The organism is Streptomyces sp. NPDC021012 (assembly GCF_044333355.1).
Classification (GTDB): domain Bacteria; phylum Actinomycetota; class Actinomycetes; order Streptomycetales; family Streptomycetaceae; genus Streptomyces.
On record NZ_JBIRQU010000001.1, the window covers coordinates 111,711 to 126,081 of the forward strand.

General features: G+C 71.7%; 15 protein-coding genes and 1 riboswitch. Of the genes, 5 read left to right on the top strand and 10 right to left on the bottom strand.

The genetic code is table 11. The features are described from left to right. Window positions 1–33 precede the first annotated feature (33 nt). Both ACH4TP_RS00535 and ACH4TP_RS00540 read right to left on the bottom strand, forming a co-directional pair. The gene (locus ACH4TP_RS00535; RefSeq protein ID WP_398192356.1) at window positions 34–774 is read right to left on the bottom strand and encodes an enhanced serine sensitivity protein SseB; all 741 of its coding nucleotides are present in this window, start codon (window positions 772–774) and stop codon (window positions 34–36) included. Between the two features lie 199 nt (window positions 775–973). Further along, window positions 974–1,636 carry an AAA family ATPase gene (locus ACH4TP_RS00540; RefSeq protein WP_389235978.1) on the bottom strand — a complete coding sequence of 221 codons (663 nt, stop codon included), beginning with the start codon at window positions 1,634–1,636 and terminating at the stop codon, window positions 974–976. A gap of 162 nt (window positions 1,637–1,798) precedes the next feature. Next, window positions 1,799–1,898, top strand: a riboswitch (glycine riboswitch). A 174-nt stretch (window positions 1,899–2,072) separates the two neighbouring features. On the opposite strand from ACH4TP_RS00540, the gene gcvT reads away from it, so the two are divergent. The 4 genes from gcvT (at window position 2,073) to ACH4TP_RS00560 (ending at window position 6,472) form a co-directional block, all read left to right on the top strand. After that, window positions 2,073–3,197 (top strand): glycine cleavage system aminomethyltransferase GcvT, encoded by a 1,125-nt coding sequence (gene gcvT, locus ACH4TP_RS00545; RefSeq protein WP_398435031.1) that lies wholly within the window; start codon window positions 2,073–2,075, stop codon window positions 3,195–3,197. 77 nt (window positions 3,198–3,274) lie between these two features. After that, complete coding sequence (gene gcvH, locus ACH4TP_RS00550) at window positions 3,275–3,652, top strand: glycine cleavage system protein GcvH (protein WP_389235984.1); 378 nt, start codon at window positions 3,275–3,277, stop codon at window positions 3,650–3,652. 32 nt (window positions 3,653–3,684) lie between these two features. Beyond that, the gene (glyA, locus tag ACH4TP_RS00555; RefSeq protein ID WP_389235987.1) at window positions 3,685–4,953 is read left to right on the top strand and encodes a serine hydroxymethyltransferase; all 1,269 of its coding nucleotides are present in this window, start codon (window positions 3,685–3,687) and stop codon (window positions 4,951–4,953) included. A 148-nt stretch (window positions 4,954–5,101) separates the two neighbouring features. Next, window positions 5,102–6,472, top strand: coding sequence for an L-serine ammonia-lyase (locus ACH4TP_RS00560; protein WP_398192361.1), 1,371 nt, complete (start codon window positions 5,102–5,104; stop codon window positions 6,470–6,472). Window positions 6,473–6,529: 57 nt separating this feature from the next. Here ACH4TP_RS00560 and ACH4TP_RS00565 read toward each other — a convergent pair whose 3' ends face one another. Both ACH4TP_RS00565 and ACH4TP_RS00570 read right to left on the bottom strand, forming a co-directional pair. Beyond that, complete coding sequence (locus tag ACH4TP_RS00565) at window positions 6,530–6,772, bottom strand: hypothetical protein (protein WP_389235993.1); 243 nt, start codon at window positions 6,770–6,772, stop codon at window positions 6,530–6,532. A 223-nt stretch (window positions 6,773–6,995) separates the two neighbouring features. Continuing rightward, the gene (locus tag ACH4TP_RS00570) at window positions 6,996–7,211 is read right to left on the bottom strand and encodes an EF-hand domain-containing protein (protein WP_041131334.1); all 216 of its coding nucleotides are present in this window, start codon (window positions 7,209–7,211) and stop codon (window positions 6,996–6,998) included. A gap of 73 nt (window positions 7,212–7,284) precedes the next feature. Between ACH4TP_RS00570 and ACH4TP_RS00575 the strand changes: the two genes are divergently transcribed. Further along, window positions 7,285–7,923, top strand: coding sequence for a GNAT family N-acetyltransferase (locus ACH4TP_RS00575; protein WP_398192363.1), 639 nt, complete (start codon window positions 7,285–7,287; stop codon window positions 7,921–7,923). Between the two features lie 4 nt (window positions 7,924–7,927). On the opposite strand, the gene ACH4TP_RS00580 is transcribed toward ACH4TP_RS00575, so the two are convergent. The 6 genes from ACH4TP_RS00580 to ACH4TP_RS00605 form a co-directional block, all read right to left on the bottom strand. Further along, on the bottom strand, window positions 7,928–9,103 hold the full coding sequence (locus tag ACH4TP_RS00580; protein ID WP_398435035.1) for a YncE family protein: 1,176 nt from the start codon (window positions 9,101–9,103) through the stop codon (window positions 7,928–7,930). Continuing rightward, window positions 9,103–9,885, bottom strand: coding sequence for a polysaccharide deacetylase family protein (locus ACH4TP_RS00585; RefSeq protein ID WP_398435036.1), 783 nt, complete (start codon window positions 9,883–9,885; stop codon window positions 9,103–9,105). Before ACH4TP_RS00585 ends, ACH4TP_RS00580 begins: the two co-directional genes overlap by 1 nt. 386 nt (window positions 9,886–10,271) lie before the next feature. After that, window positions 10,272–10,778: an ATP-binding protein gene (locus tag ACH4TP_RS00590; protein ID WP_389236002.1), complete on the bottom strand. Its 507-nt coding sequence runs from the start codon at window positions 10,776–10,778 to the stop codon at window positions 10,272–10,274. A gap of 96 nt (window positions 10,779–10,874) precedes the next feature. Beyond that, complete coding sequence (locus tag ACH4TP_RS00595; RefSeq protein ID WP_398192369.1) at window positions 10,875–11,642, bottom strand: enoyl-CoA hydratase/isomerase family protein; 768 nt, start codon at window positions 11,640–11,642, stop codon at window positions 10,875–10,877. A gap of 89 nt (window positions 11,643–11,731) precedes the next feature. Then, window positions 11,732–12,988, bottom strand: coding sequence for an Ig-like domain-containing protein (locus ACH4TP_RS00600; RefSeq protein ID WP_389236006.1), 1,257 nt, complete (start codon window positions 12,986–12,988; stop codon window positions 11,732–11,734). 162 nt (window positions 12,989–13,150) lie between these two features. After that, window positions 13,151–14,317, bottom strand: coding sequence for an Ig-like domain-containing protein (locus ACH4TP_RS00605; RefSeq protein WP_389236263.1), 1,167 nt, complete (start codon window positions 14,315–14,317; stop codon window positions 13,151–13,153). Window positions 14,318–14,371 lie beyond the last annotated feature (54 nt).

A 14,371-nucleotide genomic window follows, 5' to 3' on the forward strand; every position in this document is an offset into this window, starting at 1 on the left:
CACCGAGTCAGTTCAGCTTAAACAGGGGTACGCCTACACGGCGGCGCGCTGGTAGAAGGGCCGCACCCGCTCCAGCATCCAGTCCCCGACCGGGTCCTGCGCCATGTCGAGCAGGATGAGGTTGACGGGCCAGGCGACCTCGACGCGCCCGAGGGCGCGCCCGAGGGCGTCCAGGGGCGCGTTCCGGTCGACGCCGTCCCAGCCGCCGAGCTGGACGCCGATGAAGAGGGCCGGTTCGGTGCCCTCGACGCTGGCGAGGGCGCGGCGGGCGGTGGTGACGACCCCGGTGGCCTCGAACTCGGCGGAGGCGGCGGCGAGGAAGTCGACCGGGTCGTCCTGCCAGTCGGGCTCGAAGAGCCGGACGCGGCCGCCGCTGGCGGGGCCGTCGAGCGGGGTCCGGCCGACGCGGCAGAGCTCGGCGACGGCGGGCGGGGGCAGCGGGACGCCGACGGTGCCGCCGGGGTTCACGGCGATGCCGAGCTGCGGGGGCAGACCGCGGGCGAAGTCACGGGCGGGGGCGACCGTGAAGGACATGTGGGTGCCGACGCAGGCGAGGAACTGCTGCTCGGAGCTGAAGACGGGGACGAAGGCCGCGCCGTCGAGCTCGATGGTGGCGAGGTCCAGGTCGGCGCTGTCGGGGCCGCCGCCGTTGGGCAGGGGCACCCAGACCGGGCTGCGGCCGAGCACCTCGATCAGGCGTCCGCCCGCCCCCGGGTTGCCGAGTGAGGCGGCAAGGACCTCTTCGAGCTCGTTGCCCGGCCACGTCACGTCCACGGTCGCGTTTCCCCTTCTCGCACGGCCTGCCGCCACCGGCCACCCGGCAGCACCCTAATGCCGCCCCGGCGCCGCCGTGGCCCAAAGGGAAGGGTACGGGCGTCCCGGGACGGGGCGGGACGCCGGTCTCACCCCTCAGGAACGCCGGTCGCACCCCCGGGGACGCCGGTCGCACCCCCCGAGGACGCCGGTCGCGCCCTCAGGCCGCCTCCCGGAAGCCGATCCTGCGCAGGGAGTCGGCGGCGTCCCGGTCGAGGAGGGTGACCGAGGCGCAGCCGTGCGGCACGGTGCCGGACTCGGCGGCCCGCAGGAGCCGGCCGACGGACCGCCGGTGGCGCCCGAAGGCGTACGCGGAGACGCCCCGGCCCCGGGCGTCCTGGCCGGCCCGCGCGGTGTCCGGGGTGACGTCGAGGAGGACCAGGTGCAGGGCGCGGCCGCGGCGCCTGGCCTCGCGGGCGAGCCAGGCCCGCACCCAGGACTGGGTGCCGCAGTCGTGGACGATCACGCTCGCGCCGGAGCGCAGGGCGCGGCGCAGTCCGGCGTAGTGCGCGATCCGGACGAGGGGGCGGTAGACGGCGTACGGCAGGAGGCGCGGCATGCGGGCCTCCCAGCGCTCGCGGGCGTCCTGGGAGTCGATGCCGCCCCCTTCGGCGGCGCGCTTCAGCAGGGTGGACTTGCCGCTGCCGGGCAGCCCGGAGACGACGACGAGGTCGCCCGCGGCGAAGGTGAGGGCGCGGGGGCCGCGGCCGCCGCGCTCGCGCAGGTCCCGCAGGAGGCGGCCGCGGCGGCGGCTCCGGGCACGGGCCCGCTGGGACGGTATGCCGGTACCCGTCGCGTACGCGCCGGTGTCCTGGATCCTCATCGCTACTCCCCCTGGCCGGGTCTCAGGAGACCTCAGGAGACCCTTGCCCACGAAGTGTAAAGAATCGGTAATGCGACACAAGCGATTTGCCCCGCCGACACCGCGTGCAATGATGTGCGCGCCAGGCGCGCACAGTCGCCGTACAACCGCATACCGGCCGCTCGAATCCGCGCGGGAGAGTTCCGGACCGCCGAGCGCGTCCGGGCGCCGAAGGAGCAAGACCCTCCCTTGAATCTCTCAGGCCCCGTACCGCGTGGATGAGGCAGATCTGAAAAGCGGGACGCTTCGCCGCGTCCCCACCCAAGGTGCAAGCCGACCTCTCGGTGACGAGATGCTCTCGGTGAACCTCTCAGGTTCCATGACAGATGGGGAGGACGTCCTCGCCCGTCATGTGTTTTCGTCACCGATCACGCCCTTGGGACCCGGGAGCCACCCCATGAGCACTGCCCCCCGTCTGACCGCCCTCGATGCCCTGCATCGTTCGCTGGGCGCGACCATGACCGACTTCGCCGGCTGGGACATGCCGCTGCGGTACGGCAGCGAGCGCGACGAGCACAACGCCGTCCGCACCAAGGCGGGCCTCTTCGACCTCTCCCACATGGGCGAGATCACGGTCACCGGCCCGCAGGCCGTCGACCTCCTGGACCACGCCCTCGTCGGCAACATCTCGACCGTGGGCAACGGCCGCGCCCGCTACACGATGATCTGCCGGGAGGACGGCGGCATCCTCGACGACCTGATCGTCTACCGCCTCGGCGAGACCGAGTACATGGTCGTCGCCAACGCCTCCAACGCCCAGGTCGTCCTCGACGCGCTGACCGAGCGCGCGGCCGGCTTCGACGCCGAGGTCCGCGACGACCGCGACGCGTACGCCCTGATCGCCGTCCAGGGCCCGGAGTCCCCCGGCATCCTGAAGTCGCTCACCGACGCCGACCTGGACGGCCTCAAGTACTACGCCGGCCTGCCCGGCACGGTCGCCGGCGTCCCCGCGCTGATCGCCCGCACCGGCTACACCGGCGAGGACGGCTTCGAGCTGTTCCTGAAGCCCGAGCACGCCGAGGGCGTCTGGAAGGCGCTGACCGAGGCGGGCGAGGGCGTCGGCCTGATCCCCTGCGGCCTGTCCTGCCGCGACACGCTCCGCCTGGAGGCGGGCATGCCGCTGTACGGCCACGAGCTGACCACCGCCCTCACCCCGTTCGACGCGGGCCTGGGACGGGTCGTGAAGTTCGAGAAGACCACCAACGAGGGCCGCTTCGTCGGCCGCGAGGCGCTGGAGAAGGCCGCCGAGCGCGCCGAGACCGCCCCGCCGCGCAAGCTCGTCGGCCTGGTCGCCGAGGGCCGCCGCGTCCCGCGCGCCGGCTTCTCCGTCGTCAAGGACGGCGTGGTCATCGGCGAGGTCACCTCCGGCGCCCCGTCCCCGACCCTCGGAAAGCCGATCGCCATGGCGTACGTGGACGCGGCGCACGCCGAGCCCGGCACCCAGGGTGTAGGTGTGGACATCCGCGGCACCCACGAGCCGTACGAGGTCGTGGCGCTGCCGTTCTACAAGCGCCAGAAGTGACGGACTCGTCTCACTCCTCGTCTCACCCCGCAAGACCCACGTTCATCAGTACTCCCCCGATCCAGGAGAATCAGGTCATGAGCAACCCCAACGAGCTGCGCTACACCAAGGAGCACGAGTGGCTGTCGGCCGCCGAGGACGGCGTCGCGACGGTCGGCATCACGGAGTTCGCGGCCAACGCGCTCGGTGACGTCGTCTACGCCCAGCTCCCCGCCGTCGGCGACACCGTCACCGCGGGCGAGACCTGCGGCGAGCTGGAGTCGACGAAGTCGGTCAGCGACCTCTACTCCCCCGTCACGGGCGAGGTCGTCGCGGCCAACCAGGACGTCGTGGACGACCCGTCCCTGGTGAACACGGCTCCGTTCGCGGGTGGCTGGCTGTTCAAGGTGCGCGTCACCGGCGAGCCGGACGACCTGCTCGACGCCGCCGCGTACACCGAGTTCTCCGGGAACTGAGACCGGGCCCGAGACCCCCTAGGGATCGATTCATGTCGCTTCTGAACACTCCCCTCCACGAGCTGGACCCCGACGTCGCCGCCGCCGTCGACGCCGAGCTCCTTCGTCAGCAGTCCACCCTCGAGATGATCGCCTCGGAGAACTTCGCTCCGGTCGCGGTCATGGAGGCCCAGGGCTCCGTCCTCACCAACAAGTACGCCGAGGGCTACCCGGGCCGCCGCTACTACGGCGGCTGCGAGCACGTCGACGTGGCCGAGCAGATCGCGATCGACCGGATCAAGGACCTGTTCGGCGCCGAGTACGCCAACGTCCAGCCGCACTCCGGCGCCTCCGCGAACCAGGCCGCCCTCTTCGCGATCGCCCAGCCCGGCGACACGATCCTGGGTCTCGACCTGGCGCACGGCGGCCACCTCACCCACGGCATGCGCCTGAACTTCTCCGGCAAGCAGTTCAACGTGGTCGCGTACCACGTGGACGACGCCGGTCTGGTCGACATGGCCGAGGTCGAGCGCCTCGCCAAGGAGCACCGCCCCAAGGTGATCATCGCGGGCTGGTCCGCCTACCCGCGCCAGCTGGACTTCGCCGAGTTCCGCCGGATCGCCGACGAGGTCGAGGCCTACCTGTGGGTCGACATGGCCCACTTCGCGGGCCTGGTCGCCGCCGGTCTGCACCCGAACCCGGTCGAGTACGCGGACGTGGTGACCTCCACCACGCACAAGACGCTCGGCGGCCCGCGCGGCGGCATCATCCTGGCGAAGAAGGAGTTCGCGAAGAAGCTGAACTCCTCGGTCTTCCCCGGTTTCCAGGGCGGCCCGCTGGAGCACGTGATCGCGGCCAAGGCCGTCTCCTTCAAGGTCGCGGCCTCGGAGGAGTTCAAGGAGCGCCAGCAGCGCACCCTCGACGGCGCCCGCGCGCTGGCCGAGCGCCTGGTCCAGGACGACGTCACCGCCCACGGCGTCTCCGTCCTGTCCGGCGGCACGGACGTGCACCTGGTCCTGGTGGACCTGCGCAACTCCGAGCTCGACGGCCAGCAGGCCGAGGACCGTCTCCACGAGGTCGGCATCACGGTCAACCGGAACGCCGTTCCGAACGACCCGCGCCCGCCGATGGTCACCTCCGGTCTGCGCATCGGCACGCCGGCCCTCGCGACCCGCGGCTTCCAGGCCGAGGACTTCGCCGAGGTCGCCGACGTCATCGCCGAGACCCTCAAGCCGGGCTTCGACGCCGACAAGGCCGCCGCCCTCAAGGCCCGGGTGACCGCCCTCGCGGACAAGCACCCGCTGTACCCCGGCCTGAAGTAATTTCGTACCCTTTTGTTCGTACGGAATCTCCGGGGCACCCCGCACACTGGACAGTGAGCGCGGTGCCCCGGCCCATGCTCAGCCCCTTCGCGCTTCTCTGCTCCACCCCGGCAGACAACGGCGTCTAGCCCCCACAAGGAGTCCTTCCGTGGCCATCTCGGTCTTCGACCTGTTCTCGATCGGCATCGGTCCTTCGAGCTCCCACACGGTGGGCCCCATGAGGGCGGCCCGGATGTTCGCCCGCCGCCTGAAGAACGAGGGCCTGCTCGCCCGGACGGCGAAGATACGGGCCGAGCTGTACGGCTCGCTGGGCGCCACCGGCCACGGCCACGGCACCCCCAAGGCCGTCCTGCTCGGCCTGGAGGGCAACTCTCCCCGCACGGTCGACGTGGAGAGCGCCGACGACGAGTTCGAGCGGATCAAGGCGAGCGGGAGGATCAACCTGCTCGGTGCCCACGAGATCCCGTTCTCCTTCGACGACGACCTGATCCTGCACCGCCGCAAGGCGCTCCCGTACCACGCCAACGGCATGACGGTCTTCGCGTACGACGCGGAGGGCGGGCTCGTCCTGGAGAAGACGTACTACTCGGTCGGCGGCGGCTTCGTCGTCGACGAGGACGCGGTGGCCGGCGAGAACCCGATCATCCTGGACGACACCGTCCTGAAGTACCCCTTCCGCACCGGCGACGAGCTGCTCCGCCTGGCCAGGGAGACCGGCCTGTCGATCTCCTCGCTGATGCTGGAGAACGAGAAGGCCTGGCGCACCGAGGAGGAGATCCGCGCGGGTCTGCTGGAGATCTGGCGGGTCATGCAGGCCTGCGTCTCGCGCGGCATGTCCCGCGAGGGCATCCTGCCCGGCGGCCTGAAGGTCCGCCGCCGCGCCGCGACCTCCGCCCGCAAGCTGCGCTCCGAGGGCGACCCGGCCGCGCACGCGATGGAGTGGATCACCCTCTACGCGATGGCCGTGAACGAGGAGAACGCGGCGGGCGGCCGGGTGGTCACCGCCCCGACCAACGGCGCGGCCGGCATCATCCCCGCCGTCCTGCACTACTACATGAACTTCGTCCCGGGCGCCGACGAGGACGGCATCGTCCGCTTCCTGCTCGCGGCCGGCGCGGTCGGCATGCTGTTCAAGGAGAACGCCTCGATCTCCGGCGCCGAGGTCGGCTGCCAGGGCGAGGTCGGCTCGGCCTGCTCGATGGCGGCGGGCGCCCTCGCCGAGGTCCTCGGCGGCTCCCCGGAGCAGGTGGAGAACGCGGCCGAGATCGGCATGGAGCACAACCTGGGCCTGACCTGCGACCCGGTCGGCGGCCTGGTCCAGATCCCGTGCATCGAGCGCAACGGCATGGCGGCGGTCAAGGCCGTCACGGCGGCGAAGATGTCGATGCGCGGCGACGGCAGCCACCTGGTCTCCCTCGACAAGGTCATCAAGACCATGAAGGAGACCGGCGCCGACATGAGCGTGAAGTACAAGGAGACCGCGCGCGGCGGTCTCGCGGTGAACATCATCGAGTGCTGAGCCCCGCCCGAGAACGGCCGGCCCCGGGGATCTCCCCCGGGGCCGGCCGTTTCTCCGTCAGGCGCGGACCCAGAGGACGATGATGTCCTGGCGGTCGGCGCTGAAGGGCTCGCAGGTGAAGACCGGGCCCCAGATCCTGTAGCCGGCCTTCCCCGCGGCCTGGCAGTCGGCGTACGAGGAGTAGGAGCTGTTCGCGTAGTAGCCGGGGCCGGGGTTGGCCTGGGCGGCTCCGGCGGCTCCGAGCGCGAGCGCCCCGGCGGTGACGGCGGTCGCGAGGGCGGCTGCGGTGCGGCGGTACATGGCATTGCCTCCTGAAAACGCCGGGATGCCCCGGCGGAGTGCGTGACGATGCGATGTGGTGCGTTGCGTTGCGGTACGTCCGGCTGCGCAGCCGTGGACGAACGTACCGTCGCGAAAAGAGCCGCACAATAGGTCTAGGCCAATACGTCGGGTCCGGGGTACGACAAAGCCCGGACAGGCCGCGACCCGGGTCGCTCCGCCCGTCCGGGCCGGCAGCTCAGGTTCAGGCCTTGCTGTAGTGCGCCCAGAACTCGTCCCAGGACAGGACGCCGTCGCCGTTGTCGTCGCGCTGCTTGATGATCGCCTCGGCGACCGTCACGGTGACGTTGAAGTCGCCCAGCTCCGCCATGACGTGCTTGTACTCCTCGGCGGTGATGAAGCCGTCGCCGTTCACGTCGAACTTGTTGAATGCCGTGCGTGCCGAGTCGATGTCCGCCACTGCGTCCGCCCCTTCTTGGTGCTTGTCTGACGGGGCCAGATTAGCTGGCCGCCCGGTGACCGATGATGGGGGCATGAACAACGAGGTGGCACGGATACTGGCGGCGGCCGCGCGCGGGGACTTCCCGCCTCCGGACGGTTCGACCACGGTGGTGCCGCAGCCGAACCCCCGGGACGCGGGGGTGCTCGCCTTCACCGCCCACTCGGTGGTCTTCACGGACGCCGACCCGGAGTGGGTGCGGGCCGCGCTGGCGGCCGCGTCGAGCGACCCGCTCGCGGCGAGCATGAACCCGGGCTTCCTGTACGCCCTGATGGCCCGCACCGGCCGGCACATGAACACGATCGACCTGCTCACGGTGGCGGACACCCTGCCGGGCCCTCCCCCGCTGGAGCTCCGCGAGATCGACGACCCCGCGCACCCCCGGGTGGCGCGGGCCCTGAAGTTCCGCGACGAGGTCCGGGTCTGGGCGGCCGACGGCGGCGTCCTGATCCTGGGCCGGGGCGTCGCGGGCCGCTGGGAGGCGGCGATCGAGGTGGACGAGGAGGTGCGCCACCGGGGCCTGGGCCGGGCCCTGGCGACGGCGGCCCGCCACCTCGCCCCGGGCGGGGTGGTGTGGGCCCAGCAGTCCCCGGGCAACGCCCGCAGCGTCCGCGTCTTCCAGGCGGCCGGCTACCGCCCGGTGGCCTCGGAGGCGCTCCTGATCGCCGGCTGAGCCGCTACCGGAAGATGCCGGTGTGCCCGAGCGAGTAGCGGCCCGGCTGCGGGTAGACCGCGAGGCCGTGCGGGCCGCTGCCGACCGGGATGCGGGCGAGCTGCTTCCCGGTCGCGGTGTCGATCGCGTACACCTCGGCGTCGTAGCGTCCGGAGAGCCACAGGACCTTGCCGTCGGCGGAGACGCCGCCCATGTCGGGGGAGCCGCCGCCCGGGAGCCACCACTTCTTGGTGAGCTTGTTCTGCCCGAAGTCGAAGACGGAGACCGAGCCCTCGCCCCGGTTGGAGACGTACATCTCGCGCGAGTCCCGGCTGACGTAGAGGCCGTGGCAGCCCTTGCCGGTGGGCAGCAGGGTGGGGGTGGTGAACTTCTCGCCGTCCAGGACCCACATGCCGTGGGCCATCATGTCGGCGATGTAGAAGGTCTTCCCGTCCGGGGAGATCTTCACGTCCTGCGGCATGGCGCCCTGGAAGGGCAGCTTCTGCTGGCCGATCACCTCCATCTTCTCGGTGTCGACCTTGAGGAGCTCGCCGGAGAACTCGCAGGAGACGACGAAGTAGCGCCCGTCGGCGGAGAAGTCGGCGTGGTTGACGCCGTAGCAGCTGACGGGGACGGTCTTCTTCCGCTCCATGGTGTGGGGGTCGCGGAAGACGAGCTCGCGGTCGAGCGAGGCCATCACGATGGCGTACTTGCCGTTGGGCGTGAAGTAGAGGTTGTACGGGTCGTGGACCTCGACGGGCTTGCCGGCGACGCCGGTGGCGGGGTCGATGGGCGTGAGGGTGTGGCCCCGGTCGTTGTTGACCCAGAGGGTCTTCATGTCCCAGGAGGGGACGACGTGCTGGGGCTGGACGCCGACCGGGATGGTCTCGACGACCTGGTAGGTCGCGGGGTCGATGACCGAGACGGTGTTGGAGTTGGTGTTGGGGACGTAGACCCGGGAGGGGAAGTCCTTCACCACCGGGGAGAGCCGGTTCGGCCGGTCGGCGGCGTAGACGTCGTGCGCGTCGAGCAGGGGCGGCATCCCGGGGAGTCCGGGGGGAGCGACGGCCGCCTTGGGGACGGCGGCGGCCTTCTTCACGGGGGCGGCGCCCTCGGAGTGGTTCGCGGTGCCGCAGCCGGCGAGTCCGGCGATCAGGGCGGCGGCGAGGAGGGCCCTGGTCCTTCGGGTGGGGTGTGCCATCAGCTCAGCAGCTCCGTGGTGGTGACCGCGCTCAGGCCGCGGCGGTCGAGGTCGGCGAGGAGGAGGGGCAGCGCGGCGGCGGTGTCGGGGTAGCCGAAGTGCAGGCTGACGACGGATCCGGCGCGGACGGGCCCTATGACGTTGCGGACGACGGCCGCCGCGCCGGGCGAGGTGAAGTCGAGGGAGTCGACGTCGTACGAGAGGACGTGCGGGTATCCGGCGCGCCGGGCGGCGCGCAGGACGTGGGGGGCGGCGTGCTGGGTGCGGGAGGGCCGGAACCAGGTGCCGACGGAGCCGGTGAGGCGGCGCAGCCGGCCGGCGCAGGCCTCGATCTCGGCGAGGGCCTCGGCCTCGGTCATGGCGTTGATGTCGATGTGGCGCTGGGTGTGGTTGCCGAGGTCGTGGCCGCCGTCGAGGATGCGGCGGGCCATCTCGGGGTGCTCGTCGAGCCAGCCGCCGACGGCGAGGACGGTGACGCGGGCGCCGGCCTTCTCGGCCTGGCCGAGGAGCCGCCGGGCGAGGGCGGGGTCGCCCTGGCCGTGGAAGGTGAGGGCGACCCGGGGCCGGTCCCCGGGGCCGTGGGCGATCTCGTCCGGCTGCCCGGGGAAGCGGCGGGGCGCCGGGGCGGCGACGGGCGCGGGGGCGGGGGGCCGGGCTGCGGCGGGGGGCCGGGCTGCGGCGGGGGCGGGGCGGGGTTCCGTGCCGCAGGCGGTGGCGAGGGCTCCCGCGAGGGCGGCGGCCGCGCCCGCCCGGAGGGCTCCTCGGCGGTCGGTCGGCTTCACGCGACCATTTAAGAGGGATGTCGCCCGATTGGTCACGATTAGGCCAATTCAGGACGTTTGCCGCCGCGCGCCAGGCGTCCACCATGCGGACGAGCACCAGAAACACCCGATGAACCGCATAGCCATTCACTGTTTACAAGGCGAGTGCTACACGTCACCAACGATTCATAATTGAACTGTCCGCTTTTGACCCGTCTCGCCCCAGTAAGGACTTTTGGCGGCGAGGCCTCCCGTCTGCCATAGTCGGAGACACGACCCCCATTGACCCGGGCCAGGTCGACATAGCGGCCGTGGATACACCCCCCCGTCCACGGCTCACCACACGGAAGCCCCCACGCGCCCCACCACTGCGCACGGGGGCTTCCGTGCGTCCGGGGCCAGGAGCCTCAGGGCCGGTCGACGACCCGCATCTCGAACCAGGTCGTCTTGCCGCGCGGCGCCAGGTCCACGCCCCAGCGGTCGGCGAGCTTGTCGACGAGGAAGAGCCCGCGGCCGCTGACGTCGAGCTCGTGCACCGGCATCAGACAGGGCAGTCCGCGCGAGGGATCGCGCACCTCGATCCGGATCCAGCCCCGGCGCCGCTGTAACCGCAGGGCGAAGACCCGGGCACCGGTGTGCCGCACGGCGTTCCCGACGAGCTCCGAGACGAGGAGGATCGCGTGCTCGGCGATCGTCGGACCAAGCCCCCACTGCCGCAGCACGACGTGCTGGGTGAGCCTGCGGGCCACCCACGCGGACTCGGGGCGGGACGGCAGCCGGACATCCTCCTCGGCCGGATTGCCGTACAACTCCACTGCGTCGGCGGCCTGTTCGTCGTCGGCGGCCGGTGACCACCGCGATGCGGCGGCGCTCGCGCGCTGCCGCGGTTGTTCCCTACCCTCCAGGCCCGCCATGCCCCCCATCATGGCCGTACGAAGCCCTCCGCGGGGGCCGTTCCGGCGGAATCGGCCCCCACCCGTGAAGGATCGTCACCCGACCCGTGAAGAACGTCAGGCGAACTTCGCCTTGCCCGGGCCCTCCTCGACGAAGCTGCGCATCCCGGTCTCCCGGTCCGCGGTGGCGAACAGGCCCGCGAACCAGGTGCGCTCGATGGCGAGACCGGTGTCGATGTCGGCCTCCAGGCCCTGGTCGATCGCCTCCTTCGCGGCCCGCAGGGCGACGGCCGGGCCCTGCGCCAGCTTCGCGGCCCAGGCGTGCGCCTGCTCGTACACCTCGGCGGCCGGGACGACCCGGTCGACCAGGCCGAGCGTCAGGGCCTCGTCGGCCTTCACCATCCGGCCGGTGAAGATGAGGTCCTTGGCCTTGGAGGGGCCGATCAGCCGGGACAGGCGCTGGGTGCCGCCCGCGCCGGGGATCAGGCCGAGCAGGATCTCGGGCTGGCCCAGCTTGGCGTTGTCGCCGGCGATCCGGTAGTCGGCGCAGAGCGCGAGCTCGCAGCCGCCACCGAGGGCGTACCCGGTGATCGCGGCGACGACCGGCTTGGGGATGCGGGCGACGGCGGTGAAGGAGTCCTGGAGGGCGCGCGAGCGCTTGACCATGGCCACGTGGTCCATGACCTGCATCTCCTTGATGTCCGCGCCGGCCGCGAACACCTTCTCGCCGCCGTAGAGGACCACGGCCCGCACGTCGTCGCGGTCGGTCGCCTCCTGGGCCAGCTCGCGCAGCCGGTCCTGGGTGGCGACGTCCAGGGCGTTCATCGGGGGGCGGTCGAGGCGGATCGTGCCGACGCCTTCGGCGACTTCGAGGTTCACAGTCATGGGAGGAAGGTTAGTGTCCGTTAACGGCAAGGGGCCCGGTGCTGTTGCTCACAGCACCGGGCCCCTTCGACCGGAAGGTCACGGGAGGTCTAGGCGATCCACTCCGACCAGTCCATGTTCCAGCCGTTGAGGCCGTTGTCCGGCTGGATCTGCTTGTCCTTGGAGTTCTTCACGACGACCACGTCACCGATGAGCGAGCGGTCGAAGAACCAGGCCGCCGGCATCGAGCTGTCGCCCGCGCCCCGCGCGTCCTGCAGACCGACACAGCCGTGGCTGGTGTTGGTGGTGCCGAAGATCCCCGGGGAGCCCCAGTAGTTGCCGTGCACGAAGGTGCCCGAGTTGGACAGGCGCATCGCGTGCGGCACGTCCTTGATGTCGTACTCGCCGCCGAAGCCCACGGTGGCGCCGTTCATGCGGGTCACCTTGTACTTCTCGCTGATGACCATCTGCCCGTTGTACGTCGTCGTGGACGGCGCGCCCGCGCTGATCGGGATGGTCTTGATGATCTTGCCGTCGCGCTCGACCTTCATGGTGTGCGCGGAGGCGTCCACCGTGGAGACCTGACGGCGACCGATGGTGAAGGAGATCGTCTTCTTCTGCTTGCCGTAGACGCCCGGGCGGCCCTCGACGCCGTCCAGGTTGAGCTGCACCGTCACCTTGGTGCCGGCGGCCCAGTAGTCCTCGGGACGGAAGTCGAGGCGGTCGTTGCCGAACCAGTGGCCCTCGATCCGCACGGCCGGGACGGCCGTCACCTTGATGGCCTTCTCGACGGCCTCGGGGTCGGTGATGCCCCGGCTGAAGTTGATGGAGACCGGCATGCCGACGCCGACGGTCGAACCGTCCTCCGGCGTGTACTGGCCGATGAAGGTGTTCTTCGGGACGAGCGTGGTGAAGGTGGTGTCCTTCGCCGACTCGCGGCCGTCGGCGTCCTTCGCGATGGCGTGGACCTTGTACTGGGTGGCCGCCGCCAGGTGCGCGGTCGGCGACCAGCTGGCGCCGTCGGCGGCGATCCTGCCCTCGACCTCGGTGCCCTTGGAGTCGGCGACCGTGACCGTGGTCAGCTTGCCCTGCTCGGCGGTGACCTTGAGGGCCCCGCTGGTGGCGACCGAGTCGGCGCCGTCCTTCGGAAGGACCGTCACGACCGCCTGCGAGGCCGCGTTCCCCTGCTGGCCGCCGCCCTGCGCGGCCGGACCCTGGCCCCCCGCACCGCCGCCGGTGGCGGTCTCACCGCCGCCGCAGGCGGTCAGGACCAGGAGCAGCGCCCCTGCCGCCAGGGCCTGCAGCTTGACGCCCCCGCGCCGCCGCCCGCTCCCGACCGATGCCCCCGATATCGGCTGCCCGTTCACTGTGGCTTTCTCCCCTCGCACGGCCCGGCATCGCCACGGCCCCTCCCCCGTGCGCATCCACTCGCGCACACAGCGCTAGATAATCACACCGCAGGACACGAAAGTTCTTCGCGCATGTCACCGTTCAGTCCCAGTCGGCGTGATACGGGAGGCGGTCGGGGGTCAGCTCAGCGCGGAGCCCGCCTTCCACCGGCGCCAGTCCAGGTTCCAGCCGCCGAGACCGTTGTCGGGGGCCACCTCCTTGTCCCGCGAGTTGACCACCTCCACCACGTCCCCGACGAGCGTCCGGTCGAAGAACCAGCCCGCCGGCGAGTCGGGACTGCCGCCCTTCTCGTCCCTCAGGCCCACACAGCCGTGGCTGACGTTGGCCGAGCCGAAGGTGGAGGGGTCGGCCCAGTAGTTGCCGTGCAGGAAGGTCCCCGAGTCGGTCAGCCGGATCGCGTGCGGCACGTCCTTGATGTCGTACTCCCCGCCGAACCCGACCGTCCTGCCGTCCATCCGGGTCACGTCGTACAGCTCGGTGACGACCATCCTCCCGTTGTACGTGGTGGTCTTCGGCGCCCCCGCGGTCACCGGCAGCGTGGCCAGGACCCGGCCGTCCCGCCGTACCTCCATGGTGTGCGCGGCCGCGTCCACCAGGGAGACCTGGGAGCGGCCGACGGTGAAGCCGACCTTCTTGCGCTGGATGCCGTACACCCCGGGCGCCCCCTCGACGTCCCGCAGGCCGATCTCCACGGTGACCTTCGTGCCCGGCCGCCAGTACGCGGCGGGCCGGAAGTCGAGCCGCTCCTTGCCGAACCAGTGGCCGACGACCTCCACCGGCGGCTCCGAGGTGACGCGGACGGCCCGCTCGACCTCGGCCCGGTTCTCGATCGGCAGGTTGAAGCCGAAGGAGACGATCATGCCGGTGCCGACCGTGGAACGGTTCTCCGGCTTGAAGTAGCCGATGAAGCGGGACTCGGGGACCACGGTGGTGAAGGTGGTGTGCCGGGCCGAGCGGCGCCCGTGCCCGTCGAGCGCGACCGCGTCCACGCTGTACTTGGCGGCCAGCGCGAGCCGGGCGTCCCGCCGGGGCCGCCAGCGCAGCCCGTCCGCCGAGATCTCCCCGGCGACCTCGGCCCGCCGGCCGTCCTCGACCTGGGCGACCGTCACCCTTTCGAGCCGCCCGCTGTCCACCTTCACCTCGACGGGCCCCTCGGCCGGCACCGCCCGGCTGCCGTCCTCCGGGCTCACCCGGATGACGTCGCCCGGGGCCCGCGCCTTGCCCGGCAGGCCGATGCCGACGCCGCCACCGCCGCCCGCTCCGGAGCAGCCCGCGAGGCCCGCCATCAGTCCCGCCACCGCGAGGGCGTGCCCCGCCCGCTTCCACACAAAGGTCACACC

Excerpts from the sequence above, each read along its gene's own strand:
- ACH4TP_RS00540 (WP_389235978.1), bottom strand. The coding sequence starts at position 1,636 with ATGAGGATCCAGGACACCGGCGCGTACGCGACGGGTACCGGCATACCG.
- gcvT (WP_398435031.1), top strand. The coding sequence starts at position 2,073 with ATGAGCACTGCCCCCCGTCTGACCGCCCTCGATGCCCTGCATCGTTCG.
- gcvH (WP_389235984.1), top strand. The coding sequence starts at position 3,275 with ATGAGCAACCCCAACGAGCTGCGCTACACCAAGGAGCACGAGTGGCTG.
- glyA (WP_389235987.1), top strand. The coding sequence starts at position 3,685 with ATGTCGCTTCTGAACACTCCCCTCCACGAGCTGGACCCCGACGTCGCC.
- ACH4TP_RS00565 (WP_389235993.1), bottom strand. The coding sequence starts at position 6,772 with ATGTACCGCCGCACCGCAGCCGCCCTCGCGACCGCCGTCACCGCCGGG.
- ACH4TP_RS00575 (WP_398192363.1), top strand. The coding sequence starts at position 7,285 with ATGAACAACGAGGTGGCACGGATACTGGCGGCGGCCGCGCGCGGGGAC.
- ACH4TP_RS00580 (WP_398435035.1), bottom strand. The coding sequence starts at position 9,103 with ATGGCACACCCCACCCGAAGGACCAGGGCCCTCCTCGCCGCCGCCCTG.
- ACH4TP_RS00590 (WP_389236002.1), bottom strand. The coding sequence starts at position 10,778 with ATGGCGGGCCTGGAGGGTAGGGAACAACCGCGGCAGCGCGCGAGCGCC.
- ACH4TP_RS00595 (WP_398192369.1), bottom strand. The coding sequence starts at position 11,642 with ATGACTGTGAACCTCGAAGTCGCCGAAGGCGTCGGCACGATCCGCCTC.
- ACH4TP_RS00605 (WP_389236263.1), bottom strand. The coding sequence starts at position 14,317 with ATGGCGGGCCTCGCGGGCTGCTCCGGAGCGGGCGGCGGTGGCGGCGTC.